The 16,169-nt window shown below is 45.5% G+C and carries 10 protein-coding genes and 1 pseudogene; 9 read left to right on the top strand and 2 right to left on the bottom strand.

Translation table 11 applies throughout. The annotated features are described in order from the left end of the window. Positions 1 to 262 precede the first annotated feature (262 nt). The 8 genes from DESPODRAFT_RS20040 (at position 263) to DESPODRAFT_RS18685 (ending at position 13,468) form a co-directional block, all read left to right on the top strand. A complete protein-coding gene (locus tag DESPODRAFT_RS20040) occupies positions 263 to 541 on the top strand; it encodes a hypothetical protein (protein WP_004073387.1) in 279 nt (92 codons plus the stop codon). A 106-nt stretch (positions 542 to 647) separates the two neighbouring features. Continuing rightward, positions 648 to 983 (top strand): hypothetical protein, encoded by a 336-nt coding sequence (locus DESPODRAFT_RS10465; RefSeq protein ID WP_157488470.1) that lies wholly within the window; start codon positions 648 to 650, stop codon positions 981 to 983. A 442-nt stretch (positions 984 to 1,425) separates the two neighbouring features. Further along, on the top strand, positions 1,426 to 3,351 hold the full coding sequence (locus DESPODRAFT_RS10460) for an alpha-amylase family glycosyl hydrolase (protein ID WP_004073385.1): 1,926 nt from the start codon (positions 1,426 to 1,428) through the stop codon (positions 3,349 to 3,351). Positions 3,352 to 3,546: 195 nt separating this feature from the next. Continuing rightward, positions 3,547 to 5,694, top strand: coding sequence for a dihydrolipoyl dehydrogenase family protein (locus DESPODRAFT_RS10455; protein WP_040016315.1), 2,148 nt, complete (start codon positions 3,547 to 3,549; stop codon positions 5,692 to 5,694). Between the two features lie 49 nt (positions 5,695 to 5,743). Then, complete coding sequence (locus DESPODRAFT_RS10450) at positions 5,744 to 6,454, top strand: TIGR04282 family arsenosugar biosynthesis glycosyltransferase (RefSeq protein WP_004073383.1); 711 nt, start codon at positions 5,744 to 5,746, stop codon at positions 6,452 to 6,454. Beyond that, positions 6,451 to 7,209 (top strand): DUF3047 domain-containing protein, encoded by a 759-nt coding sequence (locus DESPODRAFT_RS10445; protein WP_004073382.1) that lies wholly within the window; start codon positions 6,451 to 6,453, stop codon positions 7,207 to 7,209. Before DESPODRAFT_RS10450 ends, DESPODRAFT_RS10445 begins: the two co-directional genes overlap by 4 nt. Continuing rightward, positions 7,206 to 7,898, top strand: a complete 693-nt coding sequence (locus tag DESPODRAFT_RS10440; RefSeq protein ID WP_004073381.1) for a TIGR04283 family arsenosugar biosynthesis glycosyltransferase — start codon at positions 7,206 to 7,208, stop codon at positions 7,896 to 7,898. Before DESPODRAFT_RS10445 ends, DESPODRAFT_RS10440 begins: the two co-directional genes overlap by 4 nt. Before the next feature lie 374 nt (positions 7,899 to 8,272). Continuing rightward, on the top strand, positions 8,273 to 13,468 hold the full coding sequence (locus DESPODRAFT_RS18685) for a hypothetical protein (protein WP_004073380.1): 5,196 nt from the start codon (positions 8,273 to 8,275) through the stop codon (positions 13,466 to 13,468). A 598-nt stretch (positions 13,469 to 14,066) separates the two neighbouring features. Here DESPODRAFT_RS18685 and DESPODRAFT_RS10430 read toward each other — a convergent pair. Together DESPODRAFT_RS10430 and DESPODRAFT_RS21080 are read right to left on the bottom strand one after the other, a co-directional pair. Next, positions 14,067 to 14,744: pseudogene (locus tag DESPODRAFT_RS10430) on the bottom strand (ISKra4 family transposase); the annotation flags it as partial. Positions 14,745 to 14,842: 98 nt separating this feature from the next. Beyond that, positions 14,843 to 14,980: a hypothetical protein gene (locus DESPODRAFT_RS21080; protein WP_245531891.1), complete on the bottom strand. Its 138-nt coding sequence runs from the start codon at positions 14,978 to 14,980 to the stop codon at positions 14,843 to 14,845. Positions 14,981 to 15,748: 768 nt separating this feature from the next. Between DESPODRAFT_RS21080 and DESPODRAFT_RS20615 the strand changes: the two genes are divergently transcribed. Beyond that, the gene (locus DESPODRAFT_RS20615) at positions 15,749 to 16,072 is read left to right on the top strand and encodes a hypothetical protein (RefSeq protein ID WP_040015765.1); all 324 of its coding nucleotides are present in this window, start codon (positions 15,749 to 15,751) and stop codon (positions 16,070 to 16,072) included. Positions 16,073 to 16,169: the final 97 nt, after the last annotated feature.

The raw sequence follows: 16,169 nt of genomic DNA, 5'->3' as shown, positions 1-16,169 counted from the left end.
CCTGATAGACATTTATCCTGGTTAGTGATACGAAATCAATTGGGGGGGGGTAATCTCTATTTTATCTTGATTCTGTTTTTGTAATGACCGGGTGTAATCGCTTAAATCGTTCTAATTTTAAAACCGGGAGCCCATTTTACTTTGGAAAAATGAAGACTGAATTGTAAATTATAAAAGGAATAAACAGAATCCGCACATTACCATATTGGCCCCCATTATGCCTAATTAACTATTGGGCTTTTAAAATTAAGAGAGGTGAGAAATGCGTTTCAAAATTTTGATTTTTTGTTTGGTATTGTTTACAGCTACGAGTGTATTTGCTTCGACCAAATTTCTGGATGCTCATAAAGCAAATTCTTCAGATGTAGCGCGGGCCGAAAAATTTCTTAGGGATTTACCTAAACCCTGCTCTGGAAGCTATGCATACGCATCAGATGACGGGACTGTAAATATACGGGTAATCTGCATAGGCTCCACAAAATCAGAATCAATGGATGGGCTTATTACGATTAAAAATGGCGTTGTGAGCCAAGTAAAATAACTGATTACCCAACATCATGCTTTACGCGAACAGGTGCTCCGCTGCCGCTACACACCTGCAAGAGAGCAGTCCGTTGGTATTCAAAGTGGAGGAGAATATGATCATCATGTCAATTAGAATCTTATTTATACTCACAATGATTTTGTTATTAACATCTTGTGAAGATCATGTAGAGAAAATAAAAGAACCAACAAAAGCAATTGAATCATCATATGACATTGACATCCGAAAAGCGACGACAAGCGTAAATTTAACGAAAGCTGATTTAGCTTGGCATGCTGTTAATACTTATGGGTGGGACTGCGAAGAGGTGGTTTCAAAAGACGAATTGAACTCTGATGGATATTTTTGCATTAAATGCTCAAGCGGGTTAAAACTTCATGTATACCCGAGACAAGGACAACATCCAAAAATTACAAATGAAAGCGGTGGATACGAGTAAAAAAATGCCGACCATTTGTTTCACACTCGACCGGGAATCCAGAGTGGCCTTTTTAATTTTTTAAATTGGCTTATGAATCGGGGGGGGGGGGGGGGGACAGCTCACTTATTTATCGACATGATGAGGTCAGACCTTAATTATTGACTTTAAATGCTTTTCAAGAGCGATAATCAGGGTCTGACCCCCAAACATCTGACCCCAAACATTCCAGATCAAGGTTATAATTCTTTTTTTGAGGACAAAAACATCAATAATCTATAAAAAAGTCCCCAAACAACATAACTGAATTTGGCTAAATCATATTTGTCCTCTCTATCAGTCAATGTCATTCACCTAAGGCAGAACTGTGTACAACTATTAAACCTGCAAGACCAGGGCGAAAGTATCCGAAAAATTTTAATAATAGGATTGTCATTGTAATCACCTATCAAAGGAGGCGAGTATGATTAATACGCATATTGAAAAAAGTCTGGGAGAAATCAATTGGAATACATTGAAACAAGGTAGAACTTACTATCCGTCTCCAATTGCATGGGAAGACGAGGTACTCTATTTTCTCTTTGTCGATCGATTTTCCAATGGCAAAGAATTTGGGGGGTTTAACGATATAGATGGAAATCCGGTTCAAAAGTCCGCTTTAAGAACAACCCCTCTGTTCAATCTCCAGAACGATGCCTGGAAAGCTGATCGGGAAACTTGGTTCAATGCCGGAAAAACCTGGTGCGGCGGACATATCAAGGGAATTGAGGATAAACTCGGCTATTTGAAACGCATGGGGATAACCGCCTTATGGCTCAACCCCATATTTGAACAGCTTCCCCAAAGCGGAAGCTATCATGGCTACGGAACATTTAATTTCCTCAATATAGATCCCCGCTATGGCAGCAGAGAGGATCTTAAGGAGTTAGTTGAGGCAGCCCATGATAAGGGCATCAGGATCATACTCGATATCATCCTCAACCATGCCGGGGATATTTTTGCCTACAAAGGAGGAGACCGCTATTATTATTACCAGGGGCAGGTATGGCCTGTGGAAGGCTATCGCAAAGATGGCGGCGGTTATCTTGATATGGCATCATCCCATGAATCTGAATGGCCGACCTCAGCGGTCTGGCCCATAGAATTCCAGGATCAAAAGATTTGGACCCGTAAAGGAGAAATTAGATCCTGGGATGCTTTTCCGGAATATATTGAAGGCGATTTTTGTGAATTGAAGGAGATCGAACATGGTTCCGCAATCAAGGACCCGGCAATGGCCTGGGATCTGAAAAAACGAATTGATTCCTTTCAAGGCGCTCCGGGCTTCAACTACCTGTGTGATATCTATAAATTCTGGATCGGCTATGCCGATATTGACGGCTACCGGATCGACACAGTAAAACACATGGAACCCGGCGCGGTTCGTATATTCGCCAATGTAATTCACGAATATGCCCAATCACTGGGCAAGGAGAATTTTTACTTGATTGGTGAGGTGACTGGCGGACGATCCAACGCCTTCAATATTATCAATTATACAGGCCTCGACGCCGCACTGGGGATCAATGATATTCCTGACAAACTCGAAAACCTGGCAAAAGGAAAACGAAGCCCAGGCAACCCGGAAACCCTTGATCAGGAAGGATATTTCGATTTGTTCAGGAACAGTCTTCAGGACGACAAGAACACCCACCAGTGGTATGCCAAACACGTGGTAACCATGTTCGACGATCACGATCAGGTTGGCGTAGATCATAAATACCGGTTTTGCGGTGATTCGATGGAAAGTTATCAATTGCTCCGGCCGGCTCTCGGACTCAACCTTACCAGCATCGGTATCCCTTGTCTCTATTATGGCACCGAACAGGGATTCAACGGTGCGGATCAAAGAAAGGACGATAAAAACTTCAGTGACGTCTTTTTGCGGGAATGTATGTTTGGCGGTAACTTTGGTTCACTGCAAAGCACCGGCAAACACTTTTTCAATGAAACCCACGAAATATTTGCCTTTATCCAACGTGTCTGTGCAATACGCGGCAAAAAGGAAAACATCGCTTTACGTCGGGGAAGGCAGTTCCTGCGTCAGGTTTCCCATACCGGCGTTGATTTCTTTTACCCGCAACCCATTAACAACGAGCTCAAATGGGTTGTCGCCTGGTCAAGAATTTTTTCCGAACAGGAGTTCGTGTGCGGAATAAATACAGATCCCAATAAAGATATTTCCGTGTGGATAACCATCGACAGCGCTATTCATGAGGGAAATACGGCACTGACATGTCTTTACTCGACTGATGCAGGCCAGATCGGCAGACAGATGCCGATTCACGCCAAGAATGGATTAGCTGTCCATATTAAAGTACCCAGGGCTGGTTTTTTCATTCTTAAATAAGATAACTCCACTACAAAAGCATGGGATAACTGCCCGTCCCCTTGGTGAAAAGAGCTTTATCACGAGCCTTGAAGCCAAACGGATCGGGTACTGAAAAAAAGAAAACCGGCCCCAAAGGAGTCAGACCCAGTGACCTTGGTGTTATGTTTGACTAAAAATGGCTACATTCAGAAACCTAACCGGACACTACTGAAAATGAATCAAAAATTCTTTAAGGTACTCATTCTTGGAACATTTATCCTGGGCGTTATCCTGTTTTTTTCATTGGATCTTCACCGGCACCTGACCTTCGAGGCTCTTAAATCCCAACAGGCCGCCATGGAACATGTTTATGTCGAAAACACAACTCTAACCATCTTCATCTATGCGGCGGTCTATATCGTTATAACGGCCCTCTCACTTCCGGGAGCCGTGGTGATGACCCTGGCAGGCGGTGCCGTGTTTGGGCTTTGGACCGGCACAATCATTGTCTCCTTTGCCAGCACCATCGGTGCGACCCTGGCCTTTCTTGCGTCCCGATTTCTGTTAAGGGCGTACATCCAGGATCGATTTTCCGACCGGCTCAAAAAAATAAATGAGGGAATTGAAACCGACGGTCCCTTTTATCTTTTCACCCTGCGCCTGGTGCCGGTGTTTCCCTTTTTTGTCATCAACCTTCTCATGGGACTGACCCCCATTAAAACGGGCATATTCTACATCGTAAGTCAGCTGGGCATGCTTCCAGGGACCCTTGCTTACATCAATGCCGGCACCCGGTTATCCCAGGTGGAAAGCGCATCCGGGATTCTCTCCTTTCCATTGCTCGCTTCCTTTGCCATTTTGGGACTTTTCCCCTGGATGGCAAGGGCGTTCACAGGCTTTTTGAAAAACCGGCGGGTCATGGCAAAATTTTCCAAGCCTTCAAAATTTGACTACAACCTGGTGGTTATCGGTGCCGGTTCCGCAGGTCTTGTGACCTCTTATATTGCAGCGGCTGTGAAGGCGGGTGTGGCATTGGTGGAAAAGGACAAAATGGGGGGAGATTGCCTGAACACCGGGTGTGTGCCCAGCAAAGCCTTGCTGCGCAGCGCAAAAATGCTCTCGTATGCCAAAAGGGCCAAGGAGTTTGGTTTTGAACATACCCATATTGACTTCCATTTTAAAACGGTCATGGAGCGGGTGGAACAGATCATCAAAAAAATAGAACCCCATGATTCTGTGGAGCGGTATACCCAACTCGGGGTCGATTGCATCCGGGGCGAGGCCCATATTATCTCCCCATATAAAATTGAGGTGAACGGTAAAGTCATCACCACCCGCAGCATTGTCGTGGCAACGGGCGCCCGGCCGATGGTTCCGGCCATCCCCGGCCTTGACCAGGTGCAGTATCTCACCTCTGATACGGTCTGGTCTTTGAGAGATTTACCCCAACGGCTGGTGGTGCTGGGGGGCGGTCCCATCGGGTGCGAAATCAGCCAGGCCTTTGCCCGTTTAGGTGCCCAGGTTACCCTGGTAGGCAGAGCTGTCCGGATCATGGGCCGGGAAGATGACGATGTGTCCGATTTCATCCAAGAGACCTTCATCCAGGAGGGCATTCGGGTCCTCACCGGGCACACGACAAAGGAGATCCGGGTGGACAATGACGAAAAAAAACTGATCTGTACCCGAAATTCGGATGGACAAGAAGTGCCCGTTCGGTTTGACGCCCTTTTGATTGCCTTGGGCCGTGTGGCCAATTCCCAAGGGTTTGGGCTGGAAAAACTGGGGGTGGCGCTCAACCCCAATGGTACCATTAAAACCAATAAATGGCTGCAGACCACCATGCCCAATATTTATGCGGCCGGTGATGTTGCCGGCCCTTATCAATTCACCCATGTGGCCGCTCATCAGGCCTGGTATGCCTCTGTAAACGCATTGTTCGGGTCTTTTAAAAAATTCACGGCAGACTACAGGGTGATCCCCTGGTGTACGTTTACCGATCCCGAAGTGGCCCGGGTAGGAATGAACGAAAAAGATTGTCTTGCCGCCCATATTCCCTACGAGATGACCCGCTACGGGATTGACGATCTGGACCGGGCCATTGCCGACTCCGAAGCCCGGGGATTTGTCAAAGTGCTGACCGTTCCCCAAAAAGACAAAATCCTGGGGGTGACCATTGTGGGGTCCCATGCCGGAGATTTGATCCATGAATTTATTTTGGCCATGAAATACAATATCGGACTTAATAAAATCCTTGGCACCATCCATATTTACCCGACCCTGGCAGAGTCCGGCCGATTTGCTGCGGGTGTCTGGAAAAGATCCCGGATGCCGAAAACCGCGATAGGGATTGTTGAACGGTTTTTGGCCTGGCAGCGTAAATAATTATTTTTTGAATCTTGATACTTGCACAATCACAATGGGAGTACACACCATGGATACAGATCGATATCATAGAGGACAACCCTGTGTGAAGATGACAAAAAATAACGCTGTCATCATTTTCATCAGATCCCCGGAAAAAGGCCGGGTCAAGACGCGCCTTGCAAAGGGTGTGGGAGACACAGCAGCCCTGGCGTTATACCGCTGCTTTGTGATGGATATTCTGGATATGGTTCGATCAACTCCCTGGGCGTTGCGGGTCTACTATTACCCGGAAAACGCCATTCATCATATCAGGGATTGGCTGGGAGAGGATTTGGATCTTTTCCCCCAAAAGGGCACCACCCTGGGAAAAAAAATGGAAAATGCCCTTGCCGACACCTTTACCGCCGGATATGAAAGGGCCGTTCTCATCGGGTCTGATTTACCGGATCTGCCATCTCAGATACTTGATACGGCCTTTAAGGCTCTGGAGCAGTGCAGTGCGGCCATCGGCCCAAGTCATGATGGCGGATATTATCTGATCGGGTTTACGGCCAAAGGATTTACCCCCCGGATATTTCACGGTATCCCCTGGGGAACCGACCAGGTATTTGATCTGACCCTGAACAGATGTAAAGATCATCATGTGTCACACTGTACTCTGCCCGTGTGGCGGGACATTGATACCCAAAAGGACTTAGCCTTTCTCAATCTTGATCCAGTCGGCAAAACGGCCGTACACACAACCAATTATCTTTTAAAACAAGGAGTTAAATTTTGAGTCGACAAAAACAAATTTGGATGGCGGTCAGCTTTATCATGGTTTTGCACCTCGCTGTTGCGCTTTGCGCCGAGCCGATATTGACCGTAGGGGACTTTTCCCAGGCGAATACCGGGGAAACCTTGCCCAGGCACTGGGAGCCTTTGACATTTAAAAAAATAAAGGCACATACCACATACAATATGGTTGAAGACCAGGGGCGAACTGTAATCAAAGCCTATAGCAAGGCATCCGCTTCGGGACTGATCCGCAAAATCGGCATTGATGTGAAAAAATATCCCATTATTCAATGGCAATGGAAAATCACGGACATTAATAAGAAAACCGATGTCACCCAAAAAAGCGGGGATGATTATCCGGCACGAATTTATGTGGCTTTTGAATATAACCCTGATGAGGCAGGGGTCTGGGAAAAAACCCGATTTGAAACCGCCCGCCTGATATACGGCCAGTATCCACCTGCAACAGTGGTGACCTATATCTGGGCCAACCGCGTCCCTAAAGGGACCCGGATACCCAACCCCTACATCAATCAGGTTATGATGATCGCCGTGCAAAGCGGTGACGACAAGGTGGGCACCTGGGTCACCGAAGAACGTAATATTTATCAGGACTATGTGGATAGTTTCGGACACCCGCCCCCCATGACTTCGGGTGTGGCGATCATGACGGACTCGGACAATACGGAGGGGACGTCAACGGCCTTTTACGGGGATATTATTTTCAAATCAACTTCCGGAACCTCAATCCAATGAACCCTGTGATCTCCGTTATTATACCGGTATACGGCGAATCGGACCGTATTAACCGAACCATTGACGACCTTAAATCATCGGCATCGCAAATGTTGTGGGCGACCCAAATTATTGTGGTGGATGGAGACCCTGAAAAACGCACCCTTCAAGCGATCAATGACCCGGATGTTATAAAAACAGCATCACCGGCCGGCCGGGGCGTGCAGATGAACCATGGGGCCCGGACCGCAACCGCAGATCTGCTGCTGTTTCTTCATGCAGATACTGTTTTGCCTGCAAATGCACTCAAAACAATTCTTCATGCCTGCCGGGACAAGGAAGTTGCCGCCGGTGCATTTGATCTGGCCATTGGCGCAAAGCAATTAGGTTTTCGTATCATCGAAAAGGTGGCAACGTTGCGTTCCCGGATCACCCGGATTCCCTTTGGCGACCAGGCAATATTCATTAAATCAAAATGCTTTTGGGACTTGGGAGGATATAAACCAATTGCACTGATGGAAGATGTGGAGATCATGCTCAGACTCAGAAAAAAGGGGTATAAAATTCACTTCATTTCAGATCCGGTGGTTACCTCGGCCCGGCGCTGGAAAAAAGAAGGCATGATATATACAACCCTGCGCAACTGGATGCTTCAGCTGCTCTTTTATATCGGGGTCCGTCCTGAAACGTTAAAAACCTACTATCACTAAACAAACAGCTTCCGAATGTTATCCGGTTAGAAAATTTGGCTACCGACATAACGCGGGACCGTTTGACCTGGTGATGAGCGTTTTGCAGTACCTGAACCTCATGAACCGGGGGTTTCTGACAAGCCTTATTTTAAAGGGTATCCCGGCTTAAAACGGTAGGCGAAAATTTTTAACACGGGCACAAAATGATTGTTAATTTCGTTCTTTATTGATACAGGATTTATACATGTTATTTAAGGAGAATTTCCCACCCCACTACCCCGTGGCCATTGAACAAACCACTGCACTGAACAAGCCAGTGATTTAAATATTAGCCAAGTTACTACACGCACATCAGATTGATACCGTCACCAAATATGATGGAGGAATTAAAAATGAATAGAGTAAGTATCAATGGTTTGTTAAAACCTACCACAAGTGAAGTTGAAATCACGGATCAATACCTTGGGCATTTTTTAAAGGTCAGCTACATCCAAGAGATAAGTGGGAATCCGATTTACAGTAAGGATCGCGTTGATGTAGAGGAAAACGGTGCTTTCCGTTTTTTCTTACCCAAAGAAGACTTGTTAAGCGGTCAAAATGTGACCATAGAGGTCTTTGCCCCAGATGGCGATCTTCAGCTAAAACAAATATACAGCTTCGGATACTTGTACTCAGCGAACATCTCTGAAAATGCTCCAGATAAAACAAAACCTTTCGAGATTAAAGTCAATCCTAAAGTCATTGAGATCATCTACGAAGAAGGCCCGATCCTAAATATTCCCAGAAAAATATCGGGTAAATTGGTTGACATTTCAGGTGAACGCCGAGCTTCAGGCGTTCAAGTAGTAATTGTTGCTAGTAGCGATCCCGCCGCAGCACCGGATAGCGATAGCTGTCGACCTATTTTTAGTGCTCAAACTAATAAGGATGGTTTTTTCTTTGGCCGAATCGACAATAAGGACTATGAGCACGCGTATGGTTTAATTGCCGGACTGAGTGAAGAGCCAATTCGGATTAATTTAGAAAACAAGAAAATCCCGAAAGATATATTATTGATGACCGATTTATCGCCCTTGCCCGCAAACGCAAGTTCCGCAGCCAGCACAGTACCGGCATTGCCCGATGCCAGCGAACTTGTGGGTAATTCGTCATTTTCACAAGATATTGGCGGCAAGTGCGTCGATTTTACCATCCCAAATCGCACCTTGGAGGAATTTAGTTTTTATCATACGGTTCGGACCACAGAGCCTGAAATCCGAGGTTTGACGATTACCCCCCTTGAAAGCAAACGTCTAAAGGCAGAGTTGTTAACACTTTCGGATGATTTGTTTGCGATTTTTGGTCGTATCAATAGTTCTATGAATACCTTGAGCTTGGTGGCCTATTCGGTTGATGAAGACAGTGATGCAACAACACAACCATCGATTGAAAATGTTGCTAATGTGAGAGCTTATAACATGAGTACGGCAACAGTTTCGGCTGATCCTGTGTATCAATTGAAGCTGGATACGTTGGCAGGGAAACTGAAATTTAGCACCCAGCAATTGAAGTATAATTTTAGTGTTATCTTGAAATTGCTGGCTGAACAGGCTAGACGAAAGGCAAAATTACAGCAATTACATTATGAATTGGCTGCCGCTTATTGTGGCAAACAAGGGGCACCTCAAACCAAGACATATTGTGAGTCACTGATTGCACAAGACTCCCTAAATCGAGCCACCGTAGAATCATTGCTTGGTCATATCGAGCAATACATCGACCAGCCTTCCGAGAATTTGTTCCAAAATGCCTCGTTGCCAAAACAGTTGGCAGCTTATGTGCAGAATATCAAAAAGTTGGTACAACAACCGTATGTGGATATCTCATCAATTTCAGTTGTTCAAAATCGCACGGAGAAACTGATAGAAGCCGTTGATAAACAAACCGTCGAAAGTCAGGACCAAGAGGAGTTGTTAGGCTATTTACGCCGCTTAGTCAGTGAACTGGCGCAAGCTGGTGAAGGCGGCTTGTACAATTTCGAGCCTTGCCCTATTCGAGAAACTCAGACTATGGGCATTATGTGTCTGCAGCAACAATTTGAGGATACGCGAGACACACTGCGCAATAAATCAGTGTTATCGCTTGGAGAAATCCTGACTATTCGCGCCAATTACGATACCTATATCACAAGTATAACGGCGTTTTTACATTTATTGGAGAAATTCCATGCTTTTTACAACGCTGGCTCGAATTTTCTGATTTCACTGGAAGACGACTATTTTGTAAAGAATTATGACGCGATTCGAGCATCCTTGAATGCCTTGAAGAGACAAATATATGCGGCAATAAACAAGATTGAGGCCATAGAGAGGGCTTATATTTCCGATCATCCCGGTCGTAAGGAATTGACAGTAGAAAACAGCGTTGATTGGGACGAAACGCCAACGATCTACGAAAACACCACGATTGCACATGGTCATATCCTTCATTTTAAGCAGCAGTGGAAGGCCGATGGATATTCACTTGGGGATTTATTGTACAGCCTGCCGCTGGCACCTTGTCAGGAAAAGCAAATCGCCATTGTAGATTGGGATCGAGAAGAGCGCGCAGTCCGTACAGAAAATCAGACCGTGGCTGAGTCTCTGTCAGCAGATCTATCCCGAAACCGGGATATTAGCGAGATTATCAATTCATCGCTTACGGAGGAAATCCACGCTGTTTCAACCAATAAAACGAGTTCTACTAGCGGAGGTGGTGGGTTGGGGTTTGGCGGAAGCATCGGGGGCTTTTCATTAGGTTTGGGAGGAGGAGTGTCACATTCCGGCGCCTCCTCACGTTCGACTGCTGATCAGAATTCAGCCCGCAATCTGTCCGGTAGTACTTTGAATCGTCTTCAAGATAACATTTCCCAATCTGCCTCATCACTTAGAACACAGCGCAGCACGGTAATACAAACGGTTGGACAAAACGAAACCGTTTCCGTGCAAACAGAGGTGGTAAAGAATAACAATCATTGCCATGCCATCACCATCGAGTATTTTGAAGTACTCCGTCATTATGCAATCGAACAAAACCTGGTGGATGTTCAGGAGTGTCTGTTTGTACCTCTACCGATGAGCCTGTTCGATCATGCGAAGATCCTTCGTTGGAGAAATACGCTACGTCGGACCGTATATGGAACAAAGCTAAGAAGGGGTTTTGATGCCATTGAACGGATTACCAACAATTATGCTGACTCAGATTTTCCAACAGGCAGCTATGCGGATGAAGTAATCCAATATTTTAGCGGTAATTTTTCTATTTCTTTCGAACTTAAACGTCCTCCTATCGATGAAATTGATAATCAGACTGTAGAAACCATGATTGTAGAAACCATCGATCTCAATAAATGGCATCCCTGGTTTACTGGTATCTTAAAATTCACATACACCAAGGAAAGACCACTTACTGAGGCCGAGAAGGATGCTATTTTCGAGGCTGATTATGTCCCCAATATCGTGCGTGACTTTATCGATACAATCCACATTTATGGTGTTGCAGAAGACGGTTTTGAAAAACGACTGGATTTGGATTTTACACTACTTTCTAATTATCGGCGCGGCATACCGCTTCAAGTGAATATCGCTACTCGAGAACCGCAAACTATAACGCGGCGGCAAATAAAGTATCTAAGATTTCGGGCCAACACATTTGTCCATCCGTCTTCAAAAATCATCTTACGCGCAACGTACTTGCATTATCAGACGAAGCATCTGAATGAAGCTATCATTCAAAACGGCAACGTTAACAACGATATCATCAATTCGATAGAGATTCCCGAAAATTTTCCGCCTGTTCTCAAGATCAAGACTGATGCTGCTTTGATGTATACACCGCTCTCTGACAAGGAACTAAGAGAACCACGCAAAGAAGATCGTGAAGCTGCCTCCGCATTAGTCAGCTTTTTGAACGAAAATCTCGAAATGTCGCACAAGGCCATTTGGTCGAGCATGGACAGCAGTCGACTGTTTGGGCTACTTGATGGCTATATCGCGCCAAACGCGGGTGGTAAGAGCGTGGCCAGCGTTGTCGAGAACAAGGTCGTGGGTATCGTCGGCAACAATTTGGTATTAAAGGTAGTACCGGGAGAACGCCTCGATCCAGTGTTCAGAAAGGTGGATGATTTATTAGCTTTTTACCAGCCGACGACCAAGCCTGACCCCTTCCGAGTAAGCGTGCCAACCAAAGGCGTTTATGCGGAATCAGTCATGGGTAAATGCAATAGTTGCGAAGAGATCGACGAAACTCGTCATTGGCGGTTTGATGAAGCGCCGTGCGGTACTCAGGCAACCCCGATTGAAGCAGTGTCGACTGCAAGTCGACAGTCCGATGTAGGTAACCTACAGGTTAAAAATTTACCTTCCAGCATTATCAATATGCAAAATGGCCCTGCCGCCCCAGATCCAACGGGTTTGGCGGCCGCCTTTAATCTCCTTGGTAAGAGCGATGTCTTTAAGGATATGACTGGCTTGGCAGGAACTCAGGCCAATGCACTTGGTGCATTGCAGACAACATCTAAGAGTGTAACCGATCTGGCGAGCATAGCTGCTGATTTGCAAAAGCAAGCAGCTATGAAGAAAGACATTGGCAAAACTCTTAAGATCATTGACGAGCTTGAGAGCGAAGGGAAGATGTCATCAGAAGATGCTAAAGCAGCTCGTAACAAAGCCGTTGGAACGCTTATTGGTACTCCATTCGACGCCAACGAACAAGAAATACAAGACAAGAATAAGGTGGATACTGAAGCATTAAAGGAAATGAAATCTGATCCAACTGGTAGTAGCCAAGTAAAGATGAAGGAACATAAAACGGATGGTTCGTCTATCGAATATGATTATTCATATACGCCTGGCTCGCCTTACATGCTTGCCTCTTATGAAAGCGATTTATCACCTATTTTGTTAACAGAAATAGTAAGGCCGACAGATGAAGAAGGACTTCGACAAGCCTTTGTTGCAAACCTATATTCGGTTGTCGGTCTCGAAGCGGGAATTCCTGCCCACAGAAAAAGATGGAATGAAATACTTGGCTCCATTAACGGTCAATGGGATCTCGATCGGCCATTTGGTTGCGCAAAATACAACGATGAAGATCCACCAAAATGCACTCAATGGCAAGGCATATCCACTTGTGGAGTTGTGGCAGAAGGCATTTGGAGAAGGATGAGAGTGGATTTAGACTCTCTATATATCCCATATATTCCAGGTACCGCGATTAAGCGTGCGATAGATTTTGCGAAACGAGACGATATAGGTGCTTGGGTTACGCCGGGTGAGGGTCGACGTCCTAAAAAGGGTGATTATGTACATATCTTAGGTGGTGAACATGTTTTAACGTGCATTGGATGGGGTGAAGATGACATGCTCATTAGCATTGACGGAGGGCAAGTGGGAGTAAAAGGTTTACAGGCGATTAAAGAACGTTCAAGGAAATGGATAGAAAACGGAGCGGAAGTAAAATTGGAGGGCAGAAAACTCGATGGGTGGATAGATATTTTAAAACTAAGGTATATAGGTGACACTTGCTTTGTTCCATCGGGCTCAGAGGCTGTAAATGTTGTTAACGTATAGTCGTAAATATAGAACAAAACTTTGGCTAACAATCACATTATGGTGGACCCCAAAGTCAAGACAAAAATCCACCGAGTTTAAGCTGTGCATTGAACTTTCATTTCATCTCAGTGATGTCCGGTTAGGTTTTTGCATCACGTGATTTTATTGGTTCTTTGAAATTACCTAACCGGACATCACTGGAAAGGATTACATAAAGAATAATTCATAAATATCTCAGGCCTTAAGCATCGTGTTCAACTTTATTAAAGAGGAAAACGGTCTTTAGGTTGGGGGATAGAGCTCAAGGAATTCTGTAACATCTCTGTTTTTGCAGATGATAGTTCAAGTCCCCGATTAGCCACCCCCTTATTCCTGAAATTTATAATAGCCCGGTCCAGCTGAAAAAATATCGGTTGGCAAAAGAGCTCAAATAGGCGGATGAGGAATACTGAGAACCTTATTGTAAAGAAATGATAAGGGTGCGGCTCTTTTGAAACATGCCTAACAACAATTTTTTGTTAGTCAAAATATTCCTCATTTTCTATCGTGATTACTTGATTACTCTGAGATGAACTCGGTTAGACGAAGATTTAGGATGCGTTGTGGGGGGAACTTCACCGTCTTGATAAAGATTCTGGTGATTCCGCTTGTATTCACAAGACTCATGGAAGGCCCAGTACTCATCAAAATCGTTACTACTCCGTAGAGCGCGCAGGCGCAGCACCGCTTCGGCACTTGTCAACCTCCATTTGGCCCCGGTTATATCCATACGATCCTTGACAAGATGACGGCATGCACCCTCAATGACCCCTGTGGCAATGGGGAATCCCAGATCAAGATATCGATTATATTTAAGGTAAGGTGCCTTGTTTTTCAGATAAGTTGCACAAGTTTCGACGGGTTCTCGTTGTTTTTCTGTGAGCTTTTTCACTGTGGCGCTCCTACGCATTCCGCCTGCCATCAATCCGGCTTTGCCTTCAAGTATTTTAAGAATCCGATACTGAACCCATTTTTCAAGTTCAGGGCCGGATTTGGGATGGAAGGCTCTGCCGGCTTTCCACAGATATTCAATGACATGGATAATATCGACGATGATTGTAAGATCCACACCTTGTTTTTTGGCCATACTCTTCAGGATTCTCAATTGTTGATTTTCACCATCCACCAGAGCTACCCAATGCTTTTCCTGCGTGGGATCACGATGTGATGCCTCTGAAAAGGCAGATTCAATGACCTGTTCGGTTGATTTTTCAAGGCTTGCCCAAACACGTTTTTGTTCCGGGCGAGTAATTTTGGGGACACCTTACTCATTGTTATTTCGACCAGTTTTTTTGCGCCTCAGCCGCCTGTCTAAAATAGCTTCCAAATGTTTTACAAAAGTCGTTTGAACGGTCAGTCGGTCCGTTCATGTTTTCTGAATAATTCAATTTCAGATTTATGAATATCAGAAAATAAAAAATCTCTCCAGGGGATATTGACAATCTCAAGCAAGGGGGGTGTTTTGACAAGAATCTCATCCTTTTTATCCATATGTGTGCCCCGGCACTGCTCCATTTCCAATCCTCAGAACATTTTGCAAGACCGGCACGGACCGAATTGTACTCAATATAATGGGTACACGCCAATAACCACCTCTCTTACATGGTAAATGACACCCCCCCTGTCATAAATGACAGCGCCAAGCTTCCCTTCCCCCTTTGTGTAATGTGATGGGGAAAACCCGGCGCCACTGCCCTTGCCCTTCGTGCCATGAAGGGATTTAAACAAACATTCTAATTCCTGTTAACCAATAAGTAAGATGTCCGTATGCCGTAACAACTGTAGTTCTAACAGGTTAAAGTCCTGAAGGAGGAATTATCCGTACGCCTTCTTAGCACCGGGAAGCAGCGTCTGGGTAACCAGAGGTTGTAAGTTTCTTATGGGCAAAGATGCAGGCCGTAACGAAAGTGAACCTATATGTAGCCTCGTCAACTAATTGAAGATGCCGACCTTTTGGACATCAAGGGAAGGCCGTAGTGCCTGGGAGTAGAAAACGGAAATCCTTTCAGGTGATCTTCCGGGGTAGCAGGGATGGCATGTATCGGAAGAATTGCAGTGCAGTGCGGGAGACCCAATGCGGTTACGGTGAAGGGCCGTTAACTGATGGATATAAGGAGATCCGAAATTCCATGGGGCTGTATTGGGAGTCGGAGGGGTTCATAGTACCGATTGAGGCTGAGGGACAACATAACCCCGGCCAAGGAAAGGGACCCTACTTTGTTCACGTAACTAACGAGCGGAGGATCAGGAGATTGCAATATGCTACTAACTCCGGATAGGATCAGGACGCTTCAGAGGAAGCTCTATTGTAAGGCCAAGCAGGAACCGGATTTTCGTTTCTATTCTTTATATGACAAGGTCTACCGGGCTGACATCCTTGGTCATGCCTATCGCCTTGCCCGGGCAAACAAAGGTGCACCTGGAATAGATGGTGTCAGCTTTAAGTCCATAGAGAAGGATGGAGGGGAAATCAAATTTGTGCAAAAGTTGGAATCCCAACTTACGCAAAGTGGAAAAGGGCGCAAGCCTTACAGCGAAGAACATCGGAAAGCCGTGTACGGGAGAACCGTATGCACGGTTTGATGAGGGAGCATTGAGGATGCAAGGCCTTTGGAACACGTAGTAGCCGCGTGCGGCAAGGCGTCTCGAATATAAAAAGGGCTGAAGAAACCGGCCGAAT

The sequence above is a fragment of the Desulfobacter postgatei 2ac9 genome (assembly GCF_000233695.2).
Taxonomy (GTDB): Bacteria; Desulfobacterota; Desulfobacteria; order Desulfobacterales; family Desulfobacteraceae; genus Desulfobacter; species Desulfobacter postgatei.
This window is presented reverse-complemented; position numbering and strand designations above follow the sequence as displayed.

Coding starts and splice junctions, on each gene's coding strand:
- DESPODRAFT_RS10455 (WP_040016315.1), top strand. CDS start 3,547: ATGAATCAAAAATTCTTTAAGGTACTCATTCTTGGAACATTTATCCTG.
- DESPODRAFT_RS20615 (WP_040015765.1), top strand. CDS start 15,749: ATGCTACTAACTCCGGATAGGATCAGGACGCTTCAGAGGAAGCTCTAT.
- DESPODRAFT_RS18685 (WP_004073380.1), top strand. CDS start 8,273: ATGAATAGAGTAAGTATCAATGGTTTGTTAAAACCTACCACAAGTGAA.
- DESPODRAFT_RS20040 (WP_004073387.1), top strand. CDS start 263: ATGCGTTTCAAAATTTTGATTTTTTGTTTGGTATTGTTTACAGCTACG.
- DESPODRAFT_RS10460 (WP_004073385.1), top strand. CDS start 1,426: ATGATTAATACGCATATTGAAAAAAGTCTGGGAGAAATCAATTGGAAT.
- DESPODRAFT_RS21080 (WP_245531891.1), bottom strand. CDS start 14,980: ATGGATAAAAAGGATGAGATTCTTGTCAAAACACCCCCCTTGCTTGAG.
- DESPODRAFT_RS10440 (WP_004073381.1), top strand. CDS start 7,206: ATGAACCCTGTGATCTCCGTTATTATACCGGTATACGGCGAATCGGAC.
- DESPODRAFT_RS10450 (WP_004073383.1), top strand. CDS start 5,744: ATGGATACAGATCGATATCATAGAGGACAACCCTGTGTGAAGATGACA.
- DESPODRAFT_RS10465 (WP_157488470.1), top strand. CDS start 648: ATGTCAATTAGAATCTTATTTATACTCACAATGATTTTGTTATTAACA.